At 61.5% G+C, this 18,307-nt stretch carries 15 protein-coding genes; 11 read left to right on the plus strand and 4 right to left on the minus strand.

The window, feature by feature from the left end:
• Positions 1-131: 131 nt before the first annotated feature.
• On the minus strand, positions 132-836 hold the full coding sequence (locus tag CLV41_RS09975; RefSeq protein WP_103222361.1) for a ParA family protein: 705 nt from the start codon (positions 834-836) through the stop codon (positions 132-134).
• A 426-nt stretch (positions 837-1,262) separates the two neighbouring features.
• Here CLV41_RS09975 and CLV41_RS09980 point away from each other — a divergent pair, with 426 nt between their 5' ends.
• Entirely contained in the window at positions 1,263-2,171 is a 909-nt protein-coding gene (locus CLV41_RS09980) for an alpha/beta hydrolase (protein WP_103222179.1), read from the plus strand.
• 107 nt (positions 2,172-2,278) lie between these two features.
• Here the strand turns inward: CLV41_RS09980 and CLV41_RS09985 are convergent, their stop codons facing one another.
• Complete coding sequence (locus CLV41_RS09985; protein ID WP_103222180.1) at positions 2,279-3,190, minus strand: LysR family transcriptional regulator; 912 nt, start codon at positions 3,188-3,190, stop codon at positions 2,279-2,281.
• A 94-nt stretch (positions 3,191-3,284) separates the two neighbouring features.
• Between CLV41_RS09985 and CLV41_RS09990 the strand changes: the two genes are divergently transcribed.
• Together CLV41_RS09990 and CLV41_RS09995 are read left to right on the plus strand one after the other, a co-directional pair.
• Positions 3,285-3,932, plus strand: coding sequence for a class I SAM-dependent methyltransferase (locus tag CLV41_RS09990; RefSeq protein ID WP_103222181.1), 648 nt, complete (start codon positions 3,285-3,287; stop codon positions 3,930-3,932).
• A 151-nt stretch (positions 3,933-4,083) separates the two neighbouring features.
• Positions 4,084-5,250, plus strand: a complete 1,167-nt coding sequence (locus tag CLV41_RS09995) for an MFS transporter (RefSeq protein ID WP_208987415.1) — start codon at positions 4,084-4,086, stop codon at positions 5,248-5,250.
• A gap of 6 nt (positions 5,251-5,256) precedes the next feature.
• Here CLV41_RS09995 and CLV41_RS10000 read toward each other — a convergent pair whose 3' ends face one another.
• Positions 5,257-6,201, minus strand: a complete 945-nt coding sequence (locus CLV41_RS10000) for a LysR substrate-binding domain-containing protein (protein ID WP_103222183.1) — start codon at positions 6,199-6,201, stop codon at positions 5,257-5,259.
• A gap of 281 nt (positions 6,202-6,482) precedes the next feature.
• Here CLV41_RS10000 and katG point away from each other — a divergent pair, with 281 nt between their 5' ends.
• The 7 genes from katG to CLV41_RS10035 all read left to right on the plus strand — a co-directional run bounded on the left by katG (position 6,483) and on the right by CLV41_RS10035 (position 16,941).
• Positions 6,483-8,660: a catalase/peroxidase HPI gene (gene katG, locus CLV41_RS10005; protein ID WP_103222184.1), complete on the plus strand. Its 2,178-nt coding sequence runs from the start codon at positions 6,483-6,485 to the stop codon at positions 8,658-8,660.
• Between the two features lie 776 nt (positions 8,661-9,436).
• Entirely contained in the window at positions 9,437-10,201 is a 765-nt protein-coding gene (gene fabI, locus CLV41_RS10010; protein ID WP_103222185.1) for an enoyl-ACP reductase FabI, read from the plus strand.
• Between the two features lie 9 nt (positions 10,202-10,210).
• Positions 10,211-12,883, plus strand: a complete 2,673-nt coding sequence (locus tag CLV41_RS10015) for a DUF3141 domain-containing protein (protein ID WP_103222186.1) — start codon at positions 10,211-10,213, stop codon at positions 12,881-12,883.
• Between the two features lie 313 nt (positions 12,884-13,196).
• The gene (locus tag CLV41_RS10020) at positions 13,197-14,558 is read left to right on the plus strand and encodes a DUF2157 domain-containing protein (RefSeq protein WP_170107158.1); all 1,362 of its coding nucleotides are present in this window, start codon (positions 13,197-13,199) and stop codon (positions 14,556-14,558) included.
• Complete coding sequence (locus CLV41_RS10025; protein WP_208987416.1) at positions 14,555-15,133, plus strand: GDYXXLXY domain-containing protein; 579 nt, start codon at positions 14,555-14,557, stop codon at positions 15,131-15,133. The genes CLV41_RS10020 and CLV41_RS10025 overlap by 4 nt, the downstream gene beginning before the upstream one ends.
• A 58-nt stretch (positions 15,134-15,191) precedes the next feature.
• On the plus strand, positions 15,192-16,235 hold the full coding sequence (locus tag CLV41_RS10030) for a class I SAM-dependent methyltransferase (RefSeq protein WP_103222187.1): 1,044 nt from the start codon (positions 15,192-15,194) through the stop codon (positions 16,233-16,235).
• A 1-nt stretch (position 16,236) separates the two neighbouring features.
• Positions 16,237-16,941: a pseudouridine synthase gene (locus CLV41_RS10035; RefSeq protein WP_103222188.1), complete on the plus strand. Its 705-nt coding sequence runs from the start codon at positions 16,237-16,239 to the stop codon at positions 16,939-16,941.
• Between the two features lie 240 nt (positions 16,942-17,181).
• Here CLV41_RS10035 and CLV41_RS10040 read toward each other — a convergent pair whose 3' ends face one another.
• A complete protein-coding gene (locus tag CLV41_RS10040; RefSeq protein WP_208987417.1) occupies positions 17,182-17,745 on the minus strand; it encodes an HdeD family acid-resistance protein in 564 nt (187 codons plus the stop codon).
• Between the two features lie 137 nt (positions 17,746-17,882).
• Here CLV41_RS10040 and CLV41_RS10045 point away from each other — a divergent pair, with 137 nt between their 5' ends.
• Positions 17,883-18,302, plus strand: coding sequence for a MarR family winged helix-turn-helix transcriptional regulator (locus CLV41_RS10045; protein WP_103222189.1), 420 nt, complete (start codon positions 17,883-17,885; stop codon positions 18,300-18,302).
• Positions 18,303-18,307 lie beyond the last annotated feature (5 nt).

Genomic DNA, 18,307 nt, shown 5'->3' on the forward strand with positions numbered 1-18,307 from the left:
TTTCAGGGTAGCCACGCGTGCATTGCAGGGTCACGCCCTGCAATGCTGTAAATGTCTGAAACGTGTCAGATCCGCGATCTCGTGCCGGCTATTCACCGGACGGCGGATAAGAAGAACGGTCTTGAGCGTCCTCAGCTGGCGCGCTTGAAGACGTTGTACCAGCGCTTCTGCGGCACCGCGATTGCCCGCTCCAGCAGCTCGGCGGTGTAAAGCGAGGCGTTTTCCTTCGCCTTGGCGACACCGGACACTTGCGAGGGGTTGAGATTCGACAGGCCGCCGCCGAATTCGAACAGATCGCGGAAAGCCGCGCGTTCGACGATCGGTGTCATCAGCACATCGATATTCTGGGCGCACAGGAAGTCCTGCACGGCTTTCATCGCCCGCGTCGTCACGGCGGCATTGGTGCGGGTAAGAACCACGCAATGCTTGATGTCGTGGCGAACGATTTTTTCCAGTTTCTTGATCAATGAGAGGATCTTGGCACCGCCGCGGGCGTCCATGGACGAGCCCTGGATCGGCACCACCACCAGGTCGGAAACCGAAAGCGCGTTGGCGACGATCAGGTTTTCGGTGCCCTCCAGATCGACGATGACGTAGTCGGAGTGCGTGGCGGCAAAGGTGATCTGCTCGGTGATCGAAGCCGGGGAGATCTGGTTGACCACCGAGATGCCCGGGCATTTCAGGGGCAGCTCGTGCCACCTGGAGATCCATTTCTGCGGATCGGCGTCGAAAATGGTCACGCGCTTTCCCCGGGCCGCGACTTCTGTCGCCAGCAGCAATGCGGCCGTGGTTTTTCCGGCGCCGCCCTTTGCGTTTGCGAAGGAAATGACTGGCATTTTGGTTCTCCTGAACTTGCCGAGCATCGTCTTGCGATCTGATCAGTATCGGACCTGTCTGACTGGCAGTCTTGGAAGTTTATGGTTACCAAATCCTTAAATTGGCATATTGAGGATCGCATATTCAGAAAGTCTTAGGATTTTCGGCAAATACGGCGCAATACCCTGGCGATAAATCGCGAGGTTCGGCGGTTGGCGATTGATCTTGTTCATGTTTATGAAGTCGGGACTTTCGAAGAAATGCCGCCTGAATGGTCTGGAATTGAATCGGCGGGCGTGGCCTCCGGTGCCGGCGCCCGAAGTCTTTGCCGGTAACAGAATGTGCGTGGATTACACCCCGGCTTCCGATTGCATGAACAAGGGACGCCGCGTACCCTAAGGCCGAACAGGATCGATCCCGTGATTTGCTTCGACAAAGGATGTTTCATGTCGCACCGGTTTCCGGTTGCCCGCCCCGTCCGTCTCGCCCGGAACCTTCTGCTGGCAGCCGCGGTCCTGCTTGCCGGAGCCCTTGGGCCAGCCGGGGCCGAAACCCTGAAGCCCTACAAGGACAGGCTGTTCCGCTACAAGAAGGTGACCGAAAGCCTCTATGACGGCGCCTTCATCGTCGTGGAATATTCCAAGCAGCGCGACCTGCGTGACCGGGACGAGGTCGACGAGCGCAAGGTGTTCGGCAACTACGTCTCCTATCATCCCAAGCGCGGCCGGGGCAGCGCCGAGCTGAACGCCAACGGGCGGACGGTAAGCTATATGGGCAGCGGCAAGTGGAAGGGCGGGGCGAATACCATCGTCATCTACGTGCATGGCCAGGGCGGCAACCGCTTCCAGGGCATGAACGATGTCTCCTTCGGCGGAAATTTCAACCGGATCCAGAACCTGATGGCCCGCAACGGCGGCGCCTATCTGACCGTCGACGTCAAGGACTTCGACGGCCGGGGCACGGGCGATGTGGCCGCGCTGATCCAGCACCAGAAACAGCTGTCGCCCCGGGCTAAGGTCGTGGTCGCCTGCGGCTCCATGGGCGGCATCATCTGCTGGAACCTGCTGAAGAACGGCAATACCGCCCGGATGCTGAACGGCGTCCTGCTGCTCGGCTCTCCAAAGGATCCGGGGTTCCTCTCCTCCGGGGCGCTTTCGCGCAACGTGCCGATCTATATGGGCTACGGCACCCTGGACAGCGTCTATAATTGGGAAACCCAGGCGAATTTCTTCAAGCAGATAAAGTCCGCCGCACCGAACTACCCGATCTGGTTCACCCTCTTCGACACCGGCACCCACGGCACCCCCATCCGCATGACCGACTGGCGGCTGGTGCTCAACTGGATGCTGGGGTGAGTTCCTGAGCAGCTTTGCACCACACTGCGCTGTCCCGGCCTTGAGCCGGAACCTGCCTTCGGCTCAAGGCTGTTCGTTGAGGGTCCAGTGATCCGGAGGAGGACGGGTTATCGAGCGCGTCTCTCCGGTCTCACCCGCAACAACCCCTCCGCCAGATGATCGAACACGGTCCTGATCCGCCGGCTGGTGTGCAGTTCCCGGTGGGTTACCAGCCAGATCGGGAAAGTGATCGGGTCGACATCCTCGAAGGCGGGTACGATGCCGGGAAACCGCGCGGCGATCTCGTCGGCCATGATGGACAGACCGAAGCCCTGTCGCACCAATTCCCAGGCGACCACGCCATTGGGGGAACTCAGCCGGATATTGGCCTCGCTGACATCAAGGCCGAAGGCCCGCAGGTAAACAACCAGTTCCTCGTTGTTGTCGAAGCCGATGAAATCCAGTGTCGGGGCGTCGGCTCTGGTGAGCTTCCGGCCGTGGCCTTCCACAAATGAGCGGGCGCCGAAGATACGGGCGGGGGCCTCGCGTATCTTGCGGGCGTAAAGGTCCGGATGGTCCGGTTGAACGTGGCGGACCGCGATGTCCGCCTCGCGCCGGCGCAGATCGCTGAGACTGTTGGTGCACAGGAGCCTGATCTCCACGCCGGGCGCCTTCTGGCGCAGTTCGGCCAGGATATCGGGAAGCACGTGCGCGGCCATGAGATCGGTTGCCGAAATCGTCACCAGCCCCTCGATCTGCTGCGACTGGCCGGAGGCGGATAGCGAAACCCGGCTGGCCGCATCGCCCATGGTGCGCACGTGCTCGACCAGTTCCAGGCCGGCTTCGGTCAGCACAAGCGATTTGGCGACCCGCTCGAACAGCGTCACGCCAAGCGCTTGCTCCAGCGCGGCGACCTGTCGGCTGAGGGTCGGCTGGGTCAGTCCGAGCGCGCGGGCCGCCGCCGACAGCGTTCCCTCTTCAGCGGTCACGAGAAAGGCGCGGGCCTGATTCCAGTCGAAGGTGATACTCTGCCAATTCATGCGTATATGTATATCACTCAGGCAAATTTCCGCAATTTACCTTCGAAAAACGTATCGATATGAAGTGCCATCAGCTTTTGATCTGCAGGACACAATGAACAAAAACGCAAAATTCTGGACCCGGCTATCCCGCAAATATGCCAGCCACCCGATCAAGGATCAGGCGGCCTATGAAAAGACGCTTGCCCGCACCGTCGAACATCTCGGTCCCGAAGATGCGGTTCTGGAACTGGGATGCGGCACGGGAACCACCGCCATGCGTCTGGCCGGCAAGGTCAGATCCTACCTGGCAACCGATTTCGCCGGCGGCATGATCGAGATTGCCGAGGAAAGACTGGCCGATGAACGCCGGCAGGAAACAGCGCATGAAGGTCTGGGGTTTCTCGTGGCCGACGCTTTCGACGCGCGGGTCGCGCCGACAGGCGGGCACGCAGGCTATGATGCCGTGCTGGCCTACAACTTCTTCCATCTCGTCGATGAGCCGGAGGAATTGCTGGCCCGGGTCCGGTCCCTGCTCAAACCCGGCGGGCTTTATATTTCCAAGACCGTTTGCCTGAAGGACCGGGCCTGGCTGTTCGCCCCGCTCATCGGCTTCATGCGGCTGATCGGCAAGGCGCCTTACGTCAACCTGCTGTCGATCCGGTCTCTGGAAGAGACGATCCGGCAGGCCGGGTTCGAAATCATCGAGACGGGCAATTACCCGGAGCCGCGCAGCCGGTTCGTGGTGGCCCGGAAACTGTGATCGGCTGACCGCCGCCGGTTTACGGCGGCGGCCTTGCTTGCGGGCTGGTGCCCAAGCCGATTGAAATGACCTGAATGGGGCGCTTGTTGCATCGCAGGACGGATGCTACGAATGCGGCACCTTCCGCTGTCATGTCTCCGAAAGCCTGTGCATGCTGGTTCGCGACCGCGCGTTTTTCGCGTCCATGTTCCTGACGATCCTGGCGGACCAGATCCTGCTTTTCCTGGTGCCGCTGGTCATCTTCCAGATTACCGGCAACGTCGCCTGGTCCGGGCTGGCGTTCTTTTTCGAGACGCTGCCGCGCTATCTCACCTTTCCCGTCGCCGGCATCCTGTGCGACCGGTTCCCGCCGGTCCAACTGCTGCGCTTCAGCCGTCTTCTGAGAGCCGCCGCCTGCGTCATCGGCATATCCGGGCAGGTGGTGTTCGGCGGGGTCTGGTGGCTGATCGGTCTTTCGGCGGTGGTGGGCATCCTGACGACGCAAGGCATGCTCGCCCTGGAATTGGTGCTGGTGCGGGCCTTTTCCGACCAGCGGTTCGAAAAGGTGGCAAGCTACGGCCAACTGGCCTCGCAGATGGGCGTGATGCTCGCCCCGCTGGTTGCCGCCTATCTGATGATCTTCTGGCCGTGGGAGGCGGTAGTGGTCGTTGCGACGGCGCTCTTCGTTCTCGCCGACGTCGCGTTTATGTTCTGGCCGGGGCAGGCCCGCATGGAAACGCTGCCTCCGGCGCGCAAACAGCGCCATCCCGTAGCGGATCTCAAACACGCGCTGCTGCTTGTCTGGCGTCTGCCGGGCCTGATGCGGGCCATCCTGCAGGCGTCCGGCGTCAACCTGATCATCGGCGCCACGCTGGCCACGGCGGCGGCGATGATGACCGGGTTCTTTGCGCAGAGCGAACAGACCTACGCATGGCTGCAGGTCGGCGGGGCCGTGGCGACGCTCGCGGTCCTGAGCCTGACCGCTCATGTGCATCTCGGTCTCGCGACGCTTGGCCGGACCTCCTATGCCCTGATCTGCTTCGGCGCGGTTCTGACCGGCCTTGGCGCTCATCCGCTCATTTACGCGGCCGGGTTCCTGCTGATTGCCGGCTTTGACAAGATGTTCAACATCTATGTGCGCACGCTGCGCAAGGAAATCATCCCGCCGGAGGACTTCGGCAAGACAACCGGTGTCATCATCTGTCTCAACAATCTCTCCCAGCCGCTGGCCGGACTGGTCGTTGCGATGTTCGCCGCCGGCGATGATGCCAGGGGCGTGCTTTTGGGACTGGCCGCGGTCATGGCGGTTCTGGGCGTTGTCACCTATCGGCGGCGGTAGGTCTTTTCAGGACCGCAGGTTGTCGTTGGTCTCCGTTCCCAGGCGCAGTGGCTCGTTCGCAAGGCTGTCGGCCGCCTCGCGGACAATATCGGCGATTTCCGACAGCTGTCCCGCCAGCGGGCTGGATTTGCGCCAGACCATGCCGACGGTGCGCCGCGGTTCCGGGTCCTCGAAGCGGGAAATGGAAACGGACGCCGAGCGCGTTTCCACCGGCACGGCCATTTCCGGGATCAGGGTGACGCCGATCCCGGCGCTGACCATCTGCACCAGTGTGGACAGCGAACTGGCGTCAAGCACCTCCCGTGGGGGTCCGGAGGAAAGGCTGCAGAACGACAGGGCCTGATCGCGGAAACAATGGCCTTCCTCCAGCAGCAGCAGCCGCATCTCACGCAAGGTCTCGGCGTTGGGCAGCGGCGCGTTCGCTTCCCGGGCCGAGCGGACGAGGACGAACGCTTCCTCGAACAGCGGCGTTTCCTCCAGGGAGGTTTCTGAAACGGGCAGGGCGACGATTGCCGTGTCCAGCCGGCCGTCTCGGAGTTCCTGGATAAGCTTCGGCGTGACCGTTTCGCGTATGTGGATGTCCAGGCCGGGAAAGCGTTCGGTCAACTCGCCGATCACTTTCGGCAGCAGATATGGAGCCACTGTCGGAATGACGCCGATGCGCAGACGGCCGACAAGCCGCTCGCGCGAGGCGCGGGCAAGGTCACCCAGCTCGTCGGCGGCCCGCAGGATGTCGCGGGCCCGCTCCGCGGCGACCTCGCCGAAATGGGTCAGCCGCACCTGCCGGGCGCCGCGTTCGAACAGGGTGGCCCCAAGCGCATCCTCCATCTCCTTGATCTGCATTGAGAGGGCAGGTTGGGAGATCGCACAGGCTTCCGCGGCCCGGCCGAAATGCCTGTGGCGGGCGAGTGCCTCGAAATAGCGCAGTTGTTTGAGGGTGATATTGATCATAAGTATATCTTATCAAAGTGATCAGTAAATTCAACTTCCTCTGATGGTCTGGGTTTGGTAGTCTGAAATCAGAAAAGGCTGAAAGGACGCGGTCACCGGTTCGCCGGTGGCAGAAATTTTGGCTTCTTCCATCCGAAATTCGCCACTCTTTTGACTTTCGTCAGTGCCGAAACCGGCGAAGCGCCTCATTTGAGGTTCGCCGCCATGTTGTCAAACGGCTGAGGTCAGATCAGGGCTGCATAGATTGGTGCCAGGCACCGTAAATTGAATTGGAGAGGAAAATGGACGCTAAAGTGGAAAAGACAGGTGGCTGTCCTGTCATGCACGGCGGTAACACGGCGATGGACAAGTCGGTCACCAAATGGTGGCCGAACGCGCTGAACCTTGACATCCTCCACCAGGGCGGTGCGCGCACCAACCCGATGGATCCTGACTTCGACTATCAGGAAGCCGTCAAGGGGCTGGACCATGAAGCGGTCAAGGCCGACGTCCGTGCCCTGATGACCGAAAGCCAGGACTGGTGGCCGGCCGACTGGGGTCACTACGGCGGTCTCATGATCCGTCTGGCGTGGCATTCCGCCGGGTCGTACCGCATGCAGGACGGCCGCGGTGGCGCGGGCTCAGGCAATATTCGTTTTGCACCGCTGAATTCCTGGCCGGACAATGCCAGCCTCGACAAGGCTCGCCGTCTGCTCTGGCCGGTGAAAAAGAAATACGGCAACGCGCTTTCCTGGGCGGACCTCATCATTCTCGCCGGCAACATGGCTTATGATTCCATGGGGCTCAAGCCCTTCGGCTTCGGCTTCGGCCGCGAGGATATCTGGGGCCCGGAGACCGACGTCTATTGGGGCTCCGAGAAGGAATGGCTCGCCCCGTCCGAAAACCGCTACGGCAACGCAGAAGATGCGGCAAGCCTGGAGAACCCGCTGGCCGCGGTGCACATGGGGCTGATCTACGTCAACCCGGAAGGTGTCGACGGCAAGTCGGACCCGGCCCGGACGGCAAAGCATGTCCGCGAAACCTTCCGTCGCATGGCCATGAACGATGAGGAAACCGCTGCTCTGACATGCGGTGGCCACACGGTTGGCAAATGTCACGGCGGTGGCCAGGGAGCGTTTGAGAACATCGGTGTCGAGCCGGAATCCGGCGGTGTTGAGGGGCAGGGCTTCGGCTGGGCCAACCCGGGTCAGGAAGGCAAGGCAGCGAACGCCTTCACTTCGGGCATCGAGGGGGCCTGGACGCAACATCCCATCCAGTTCGACATGGGCTATTTCGACTATCTGTTCAACTACGACTGGGAGCTGAAGAAGTCTCCGGCCGGTGCCTCTCAGTGGGAACCGGTGAATATGCCGGAAGACAAGAAGCCGGTCGATGCGACCGATCCTTCGGTCCGCCGCAACCCGATCATGACCGATGCCGACATGGGCATGAAGGTGGATCCGGTCTACAACGAGATCTGCCGGAAATTCATGGCCGACGAGGCCTATTTCCGCGATGCGTTCGCCCGCGCATGGTTCAAGCTGACTCACCGCGACATGGGACCGAGGGTCAACTACATCGGCCCGGATGTCCCGGCGGAGGACCTGATCTGGCAGGACCCGATTCCGGCGGGCTCCACGTCTTTTGACGTCGATGCCGTCAAAGCGAAGATCGCCGCAAGCGGTCTCTCCGCTTCGGAAATGATCGCAACGGCCTGGGACAGTGCCCGAACCTTCCGCGGCTCCGACAAGCGCGGTGGCGCCAACGGTGCGCGGATCCGTCTGGCTCCGCAAAAGGACTGGGAAGGCAATGAGCCGGAGCGCCTGGCTAAAGTTCTGGACAAACTCGTGCAGATCGCAGCGGAAACCGGCGCATCCGTTGCCGACGTGATCGTTCTGGCGGGCAATGTCGGTCTGGAACAGGGTATCAAGGCGGCCGGCTTCGACGTGGCTGTTCCCTTCGCTCCGGGGCGCGGCGATGCCACGGTCGAACAGACCGACGCGGAATCCTTTGATGTCATGGAGCCTCTCGCCGACGGCTTCCGCAACTGGCAGAAGGAAAAATACGCTGTCAGCGCCGAAGAGATGATGCTCGACCGGGCACAGCTTCTGGGCCTGACCGCGCGGGAAATGACGGCTCTGGTCGGGGGTCTGCGCGTTCTGGGCACCAACTACGGTGGCAGCAAGCACGGCGTCTTCACGGATCGGGAAGGGGCCCTGACCACGGACTTCTTCGTCAACCTGACCGACATGAAGTACAGCTGGCTTCCTGTCGCGGATGGCATCTATGAAATCCGTGACCGCAAGCTGAACACCCTGGAGTGGACGGCGACAAGCGCGGATCTCGTGTTCGGCTCGAACTCGATCCTGCGGGCCTATGCCGAGGTTTATGCCCAGGACGACAACAAGGAGAAGTTCGTCAAGGACTTCGTCGCCGCCTGGACGAAAGTCATGAACGCGGACCGGTTCGACCTGAACTGACACCGGCCATACCGGTAAAACCCATTACGGCGCTCCGGATCTCCGGAGCGCCGTTTTTTTGACAAACCTTCAATCCGTCTACAAATCTGATCGACGCAAAGGTGTCAAACCCTCGGGATTGCTCAGTCACTGCAGCACTGGTTCCACGGTTGTGCCAAGCGCGCGGTCGAGTCAAAGCCCGCGGTCTTTGGACCAACCCGGCCCGGACTTTCAGGTTTGTGTCTGGCGGACGCCTGCTTTGTCTGACCGCTTGCCCAAAGCCCCGCTATGGACTTCGCACCCCTGCGCGCGGCGCGCCTCCCCAGACATCAAACAGAATGGGCCAATATTGCCGGGACTAAACATCTAGGCACTGTCACGCGGTTCCCGAGGCGGTCATCCCCGGCCCGACCGGGGATCCAATCCACCTTGCTGCTGGGCCGAACGGGGCTTGGTCATCTCGGTAACGCCGTTCCCTTTTCCCACTTCTCTGGAAATGATTGGATCCCCGGTCACGCTGCGTTTGCCGGGGATGACCACGGAGGGGGAGACGCCATCTCGTCTTGAGCTCCGGTTTCACCGTCGCGCTTCGCTTTGCCAAACCATCACTGGCGCGGTGGGTGTTTTTCGCGTCGCAACACAGGTTTGACATCAGGATTATTCCGTATTTCCCAATAAGGTCATTGTTCCGACATAAGGATCATGTTGCACTGCAAACTGGCTTCAGGTTTCGCTTGTAATCGCCTGAGGCAGGGCTGGCCGGAAGGCCTGCCGAGCGGTTTTGGAGCAGAACGCGCATGTTCGATTTGACGGGCCAAAAAGCCCTGGTTGTCGGGATCGCCAACGATCAGTCCGTTGCCTATGGCTGCGCGAGGGCTTTCAGGGCCCAGGGCGCCGATCTCGCCGTGACCTATCTGAACGAAAAGGCGGAACCTCATGTTCGTCCGCTGGCAGAGGCGCTGGGTGCGCAGATCATCGCCCCGCTGGATGTGCGCGATGAAACACAGCTCAACGCGCTTTTCGCTCAAATCGCGGAACAATGGGGCAGGCTGGATACGCTGCTGCATTCCGTGGCCTTCTCCAGGAAGGAAGACCTCCACGGGCGGGTGATCGATTGCTCCGCCGATGGGTTCGGTGAAGCGATGGACATTTCCGTGCATTCCTTTCTGCGTCTGATCCGCAGGGCGGAGCCTCTGATGAGCCGGGGTGGCACCTGTATGACGGTCTCCTTCATGGGGGCGCAGAAGGTGGTCGACAATTACGGCGTGATGGGTCCGGTCAAGGCCGCGCTGGAAGCCGTGACCCGCTACGCCGCAGCGGAACTGGGACCCAGGGGCATTTCCGTTCATGCACTGTCGCCGGGCCCGCTGAAGACACGCGCGGCCTCGGGAATCGCGGCGTTCGACGCGTTGCTCAACGATGCCGCCGAACGCGCTCCGACCCATCAACTCGCAACGATTGACGATGTCGGCGCCTATGCGGCGTTTCTTGCCAGCCGGGAGGCTTTCAACGTTACCGGCGTCGTTCATCCGATCGACGGCGGCTACAGCATTCTTGGATAGGAGGTCCTGATGAAGGACATTTTTGACGCTTTCGAAAAAGGCCACAACGAATTCCTGAATTCGCTCAACGACGCCACCGCCTGGACACCGTCCGAGCGGTTCACTGCCCTGCAGGCCCAGTCCACGGAACTCTCCAATCTTGCCGAACTGATGGGCCGCGGACTCAGCAAAAGTCTGACCAAGATCACCGAAACCCACAAGGAACGCTGGCAGAAAAGCCTGTCGAACTTCAACCAGTCCATGGAAAACATGGGCCGGACCCAGAAAACCGGCGGGCTTTTCAGCGCCTGGGAAGACTACTGGAAGGATGCTTCCCAGCGCATGGTCCTGACAATGGACACCCTGCGCCAGCGCGGCGACAATTTTCTCGAGCATGAGGAAGCAGGCTGTCCGCCGGTTCTCAACTACGACTATGAAGTGGTCCTGGACGGAGCCGATCTGCCGCATCCGAGCTGCTATATGCTGCTGAGGATCGTGCCTCCCAGGGACGCGCACTGCCGGGAGCACAAACCCTGGAAACGACCCTACATCATCATCGATCCGCGCGCGGGCCACGGAGCCGGTATCGGCGGGTTCAAGCCGGACAGCCAGGTTGGAGTCGCTCTCCATGACGGCCATCCGGCCTATTTCGTCGCGTTCAGGCGTATGCCGGAAAAGGGGCAGACGCTGGCCGATGTCACCCGTGCGGAAGCGGCTTTCGTCCGGAAGGTGATGGAACTTCATCCGCAAGCACCGCACCCGGTTGTTACCGGCAACTGCCAGGGCGGCTGGGCGACGCTGCTTCTGGCGGCCACGAACCCGGATCTGACAGGGCCGGTCGTACTGAATGGCGCTCCCGTTTCCACATGGTCCGGGCGGGTGGGGGAGAACCCAATGCGCTATAATGCCGGCGTTCTGGGCGGGACCTGGAACGCGATGTATTATTCCGACCTCGGTCATGGGGTTTTCGACGGGGCGGACCTTGTCCAGAATTTCGAACTGCTCAACCCGTCGCGGAATTATTTCGGCAAGTATTACGACCTCTACGCCAAGGTCGACACCGAGCCGGAGCGCTTCCTGGAATTCGAACGCTGGTGGGGCGGCTATTTCCTCTTGAACGAAGCGGAAATGAGGTGGATCGTCGAGCAGCTCTTCGTCGGCAACCGGCTGTCCAAGAATGAGGCCCAGCTTGAGCCGGGCCGCAATGTCGATATCAAGCAGATCCGCGCGCCGATTATCGTTTTCGCAAGCTGGGGCGACAACATCACCCCGCCTCAGCAGGCGATCAACTGGATCATGGATACCTATACGGACGAGCGGGAAATCGCCATCCGTGGCCAGCGGATCATCTACATGATCCACGACCAGGTCGGACACCTCGGCATTTTCGTTTCCTCGAAGATCGCCAAAAAGGAACATACCGAAGTCACATCGACCCTGAAGACCATCGAGGCGCTGGCTCCCGGCCTCTATGAAATGACCATCGACGATTACGAGGGCGACCTTTTGGAGCGCGAATTCACGGTCAGCTTCCATGAACGCACGATCGACGACCTGAAGCTGATCGACGATGGCCGGGACGATGAAATCCCTTTTGCCGCCGTCGCCCGGGCATCCGAGCAGCAGGCCGAATTCTACGATGTCTGCATGCGTCCGCTCGTTCAGGCAGGTGTTACCGAACAAAGCGCGGATCTGCGCCGCAAGACGCATCCGCTCAGAGTTCAGCGGGCGTCGTTTTCAAGTCTCAATCCCTTCCTGGGCGCGCTGCCCGGTCGGGCGGAACGTGTGCGCGAGGAAAGATCTCCGGCCGCGCCGGACAATCCGTTCGTCGAACTCCAGCATGTCAATGCCGCCCTGATCGAGCAGTCGATGGATCTCTGCCGGGATCTGCGCGACACGATGTACGAGAGCCTTTTCTTCTCGATCTGGGGTTCGCCCTATATGCGCTGGTTCGGCCGCACCAGGCAGCCGGGCCGGACACTGAAACGCAAGGACGAACTGCGCAACCTGCCGCCGGTGCAGGCCGCGCTGATGCATATCGAGGAAGGCGGGTTCTGCGAAGCGGTGATCCGCATGTTGATCCTTCTGGCGGAAAGCCGCGGCAACGTCCGCCGCGACCGGCTAGAACGGTCCGCCCGCGTGCTCACACAGGACGAGCCGTTCAAATCGTTGAAGGCGGAAGAGCGCAGCTTCATGCTGCACGAGCAGACCCTGATTGTGGAATTTGCCCGCGATCAGGCAATCGAAACCCTGCCCAAACTCCTCAAGACCAAAGAAGACCGTGAGCTGGCTTCCAACGTCGTGCGCTACGTGCCGGGGACCATCGACGAGATGGCGCCCCATACGCTGGAAATGCTGCGGACTTTCAATCGTGTTCTGGGCCTTCCGTCGGTATCGGGAGATATTACCGACGATCCGCTCCTGTCAGCCAGTCCGCTTGGTACTGCGCAAACGGTGCGCCTGCCGGAACAGTTCGAGGATACCTATGGCAAGTTTGTGGACGAGGCGGTTGACAAGACAGAGGTAAAAGCGGCTTCCGCCTCTCCTGCGCCCAAAAAAGCCTCCCCCCGCAAATCGCCAGAACGCAAACCGGCAGAACGCAAGGCCCCCGCGCGCAAGGCCGCCAGGCCTGCGGCCACTAAATCCGCAGGCCCTTCCAAGCCGCGCGGTACGGCGAAGACGTCGGAAGAGCCTGCCGAATGAGAAATGCCGAAATAAGGAAAATTGGGGCGTCCGGGCCTCTCGGACGCCCCCAGAGCCCCTCTGGATTTTTTTGGAGTTAGGCTCTGAACTGCAAAGTATTTCGTTTGTCCGGCTCATTTGGAGGAGCGCGGCTTGCGTATCCGCCAGGCCCGTCCAGGATCCGGTAAAATTACCTATGTCAGAATAGCAAGAACGGCGGGCACGGCAAGTCCGTCCCGGTCGGAAACCCGTAAAATCGGTATTGCGCCGCACGCAACATTTGGCCAAAGGTGGAGACCGACCGAAGTGCCAACACGAGGCGGAACCCTTCTGCATGTTTGACTGGGCCTACAAGAAACGTCTGAAAGACGATCTGGAGATTTGGGCCGCGAAAGGCTGGGTAACCTCCGACGGTGCCGCCGCCATTCTCAGGGATCAGGACCTTGACGACGGCCGCTCGCGCCTGCCCATGGCTCTTGCCGGCATCGGCATGGTGTGCGTCGCGCTTGCGGTGTTTGCCTTTGTCGCGGCGAATTGGGAAGCGATCCCGAAATCCGTGAAGCTTGCGGGAATTGCCGTTCTCGTCGCGGGCAGCCACTGGCTGGCGGCCGCGGCAGCCGCGACAGGCCGCAAGGGAATTTCGGACCTGGCAACCGGGTTTGCGACGCTTGTGTTCGTCGGTGGCATGGCGCTGGTCGGCCAGATCTTCCATCTGCCGTCCGATTGGGCAGGCGGGGCTTTTCTGGTCGTTATCGGCGGCCTTGCCGCCGCCGGGCTGACCGGCTCGAAAACTTCGCTTGTGGTGGCTTGCGCCGCGGCCATCACCTGGCAGGTGACCCGGTCGGATATCGGAGCGTCCGACCCGCTTCAGGATCTCATCGGGCTTGTGTTTCTGGTAGCCGTCGCTGCCCATGCGGTAGTTTACCCCGCCCGCCTGTCGCGCTGGGCGGCAATCAGCCTGCTCTGGGTAACCTATGGCCGCTGGTTCGCCGATACGGCGGACTTGCTGGGCGGCGGTGACGATGCCGTATCGGCCATGGCGCTGGCCGGCGCGGGCGGCCTTGCCGCCGTCCTGTTGCAGCTCGACCCGGTCGCGGATCTGTTCGTCAAGTGGTCCAGCGGCAGGCCTTTGCGGCGCCACGGCCACTGGCTGATGACACGTTCGCTGCAGGACGCCGGACTTCTGGTCCTGTGCGCTCTGATCGTGCTCGCCCTGGTGCTCCAGCCCGAATTCCACGGCAACCACTATGCGCGCGGCTTGCTGGCCATGCCGGGCCTGCTGCCTCTGGGGCTGGCGGTTCTCCTGTGCGCCACGGGGCTGCTGCTGTCCTTCAAATCCGCGAAATCCATGGCGCTGTTCGCGGTGACCGGGCTCGTTCTCCTGGCGCTTCTGGCGCCGCTCGCAACGGCCAATATCCCGGTCCGGGCCGCAATGTGCCTGGCGGCGCTGACCGCGCTGTGCGCGCTGGGGACATGGTACAACAACCGTTACTGGATGCTGTGCGCCTATCTGGGCCTGACGGCGGTTGCGCTCTGGCTGTTGCAGGTCACGATCGGATCGTTGCTGGGCCAGTCGCTGTTCTTCCTGGTCGCCGGTATTGTTCTGCTCGCCATGGCGCTCTGGCTTGCCAGGATTTTCCGCAAGAAACAGACCGTTGCCGATAGTCCGGCGGATGCGAAGGAGGCAAGCTCATGACGCAGTCCGCGGATGCAATCCCTTCAGCTATGTCTGCCCGCGTTCGCGCACCCTTTCTGATCTGGGGGCTGCTTGCGCTCATTCAGCTTGCCCTGATTTCCATTCCTCTTGTCGACCGGCTCCAGGTCCAGATGACGGGAGAGGCCGTTCAACTGGAAATCGTTCCTGTCGATCCACGGGACCTCCTGCGCGGCGACTATGTCGTGATCAATCTCGCAATCGCCAATGTTTCAAAGGACATACCGGGAAGCGATACTTTGCGATCCGGCGATGTGGTCTTTGTCGGGCTCTCTGCCGAAGGCGGTGGGCCGGCCGGACCCGTCATCCTTGCAAAGGCGCGGGAAGAGGCGGGACCTCTCGCGATCTCGGGGACAGTCCTCTCCGTGTCCGATGACAGTCTTCGCATCGATTACGGCATCGATGCCTTCTTCCTGCCGGAAGGCGAGGGCCGGATTATCGAACGGCTGGACAGGAAGCGCGTGCTTCTGGAGGTCTCCATCGCCGGAGACGGGCGATCCCTGCCGCTGGCCCTGCTTGTCGACGGAAAAACCTTCCGCTCGGACAGCATATTTTGACGGATGCCTCGTCTGGCGTTATGAGCGCAGCACCTCTTTCCTCCGTCCAGGGTTTGAAATGTCCGATCCAGCGCTCGAAACGCTTTTGCTGCCTTTAGAAACCGAAGCCGTTGAGCTTGCCCCCGGAGCGAAGGTCCTGTTTCTGCGCGCCCGCGCGGGCCGGGAGCTCGCAGCGCTCCAGGACCAGGAGACCCTGTGCGTGCAAAGTTTCGCGCCGGACCGGGATGCCCTGGTGAAAGCGGGTTTCCGTGTGGAAGCTGAAACGGACGAGGACGGCTTCGACGCGGTGCTGCTTTTGCCCGGACGCCAACGCCAGGAGGCGCGGGCGCAACTTGCTAAGGCTGTTTCCAGCGCAAGGGAAGGCGGGCTCGTCATCGCCTGCGCGCCGAATACCGAAGGCGCGAAAACCCTGGAAAGCGATCTGGCCGACCTCATGGGCGGATCGGAAAAGCTTTCCAAGAACAAATGCCGCGTTGTCTGGCATCGTGTCGCGGCGGATGCCCTGAACAGGGAGCTGCTGGAAGACTGGCGGGCGCTCGATGCGCCGCGGCCGGTTCTGGAAGGCAGCTATATCAGCCGTCCCGGCATTTTCGCCTGGGACCGGATCGATCCGGCGTCGAAACTGCTGGCCGGCCTGTTGCCGGAAACGCTGAAAGGGCGCGGCGCCGATCTGGGTACAGGCTTCGGCTATCTGGCCCGCGCCGTTCTCCAAAAGGCGCCGAAATTGACCACCCTGGATCTTTATGAAGCCGAAAAGCGCGCGCTCGATCTGGCGGAACAGAACCTTGCCGCCTTCAAGGGCCAAAAGCCGCTGACCGGCATCTGGTCCGACGTGACCAAAGGCATTGATGGACCCTATGATTTCATCGTCTCCAACCCGCCGTTCCACCAGGCGGGCAGGGCCGAGCGCTCCGATGTAGGCCAGGGTTTCATCCGCGCCGCGGCTGCTGGTCTCAGACCCGGCGGCGATTTCTACATGGTCGCCAACCGGCACCTGCCCTACGAGAAGACGCTCGGTGAAGTCTTCGCCACCGTCATCCAGCTGGCCGACGAAGGCGGCTACAAGGTGATCCGCGCGGTCAAGGCGAAGGGAGGGCGCTGAGATGCGGCTGGTGAAGCTTCTTGCCAATCTCGGTTACGGCAGCCGCAAGGAAGTCCAGACGGCGATCCGTCACGGCTGGGTGACCGACCGGGACGGCAAAGCACTGAAGGCGGACAGCCCGACCGCGCATGAGAATATTCTCTTCGACGACGAGCCGCTCGACCCGGCGCAAGGCGTGGTTGTGCTGATGAACAAGCCGCTCGGCTATACCTGCTCCATCAAGGACAAGGGACGGCTGGTCTATGATCTTCTGCCGGACCGGTTCCGGATGCGCAAGCCGGTGCTGTCGACCATCGGCCGGCTCGACAAGGAAACCTCCGGCGCGCTGCTTTTCACCGATGACGGCACGTTCCTGCACAAGGTGATTTCTCCCAAGGCGGAAGTCCCGAAAGTCTATGAGGTGACGCTGGATCGCCCCATGAAAGGCGACGAAGCCGCGCTGTTTGCCTCGGGCGGGATGATGCTGGAAAGCGAGGTCAAGCCGTTGAAACCGGCGGGGCTCGAGGTTCTGGACGAAACCCATGCCCGCCTGATCCTGCACGAGGGCCGCTATCATCAGGCCCGGCGCATGTTCGCCGCAACCGGCAATCATGTCACCGCATTGACCCGCAGCCGCATCGGCGCGCTCGGCCTCGACGGTCTGGAAGAGGGCGGCTGGAAGGCTCTTTCGGAAGATGAGAAAGCGCTGATTTTCGCCGCCGAATGAGCTTTTTTAAATTTCCCTGAATTCAACTCCGCGCCGCCCCGGCCTTGAGCCGGGGCCTCGGAACAGGTCCCGCTCAAGGCCGGGACGGTCAGGAGTTTGCTGTATTGGGCATTCTTCCTGGCGAAGGGTTACTGTTGACGCCGTGCGTCTCTACCCCGCCTTTTGCGGCTGAGTATGTGGATGCGGCTGACGAATTCGCCGCGGTCCACATATCGGCTGCGCGGTTGGCGAAAATCGACCTCAGGCTTTTGCCGCCCGCGCCGCCAGGGCGATCGCGATATAGCTCCAGCCGTTGACGAGCACGGAGATCCCGGCGATCAGGCCCAGCGCCCAGGCGGCGGAGCCCGGCAGGTCGAGCCAGATCATGACACCGGCGGCCAGCGAGACGATCCCGGCGATCAGCACCCAGACCCAGCCTTCATGGGGCTTCAGCTTGAAGGCGAACAGGATCTGGCTGACACCCTGGGCAATGAAGATCGCCGCGATGACAAGGGTCAGCGCGAAGGTGCCTGCCAGCGGGTTCATGTAGATCACGATACCGCCGATCACCGCGATGATGCCGGTAATCAGGTTCCAGATGAAACTGGAAGTGCCCTTGGTCTTGAAGGCATTGTAGATCTGCACCAGCCCGCCGACGAACAGGACGACGGCGATCAGGATCGTCACGGCGATGGATGTCGCGAGCGGCGCCGCGATCAGGATGAGGCCACCAATGACGAGCGCGATCCCGAGCACCAGAAACCAGCCCCAGTTCTCCTGGATCTTCGCCCTCATATCTTCAATTGCCTGTACCGCATCTGACATATCGATCTCCTCATTTCGGTTGTTTTGCGCAAATGTAACCGAATCGGGGACGACGCTAAATGGACTTGGCAGTTCCTGCAAGGTTCGCTTTCGAAACAGCGGGTTGACATATGGTGTGTATATGCACACAAGAGATCATGGAAAAAGACGACCTGTCGCTCTGTGTGCTGGACAATGCCCGCAAGGCCGCCCGCGCGGTCAGCCGTCACTATGACCGGCTGGCGCGCAGGAGCGGCATAACGGCGGCGCAGTTTTCGGTTCTCTCGGCGATTGCGCGAACGGACCGCAGGACCACCGGTGAACTGGCGGACCGGCTCTCGATGGAGCGGACCACGCTGGTGCGCAATGTCGCGCTTCTGGAGAGGAAAGGCCTCGTGAGGTCGTCGGTCTCCGGGGAGGCCAGAGGCAAGTGCCACCGGTTGACGGAGCGCGGCGCGGCATTGCTGGAAGAAGCCATGCCGCTTTGGAGACAGGCGCAAAACGATGTGAGGGAACATCTTGGCAGTGAGGAATTCATCAAGACGATCAATGCCTTGAAAAGACTTTCACAAATCTGATTGAG

Source organism: Roseibium marinum (assembly GCF_002906165.1).
GTDB lineage: Bacteria > Pseudomonadota > Alphaproteobacteria > Rhizobiales > Stappiaceae > Roseibium > Roseibium marinum.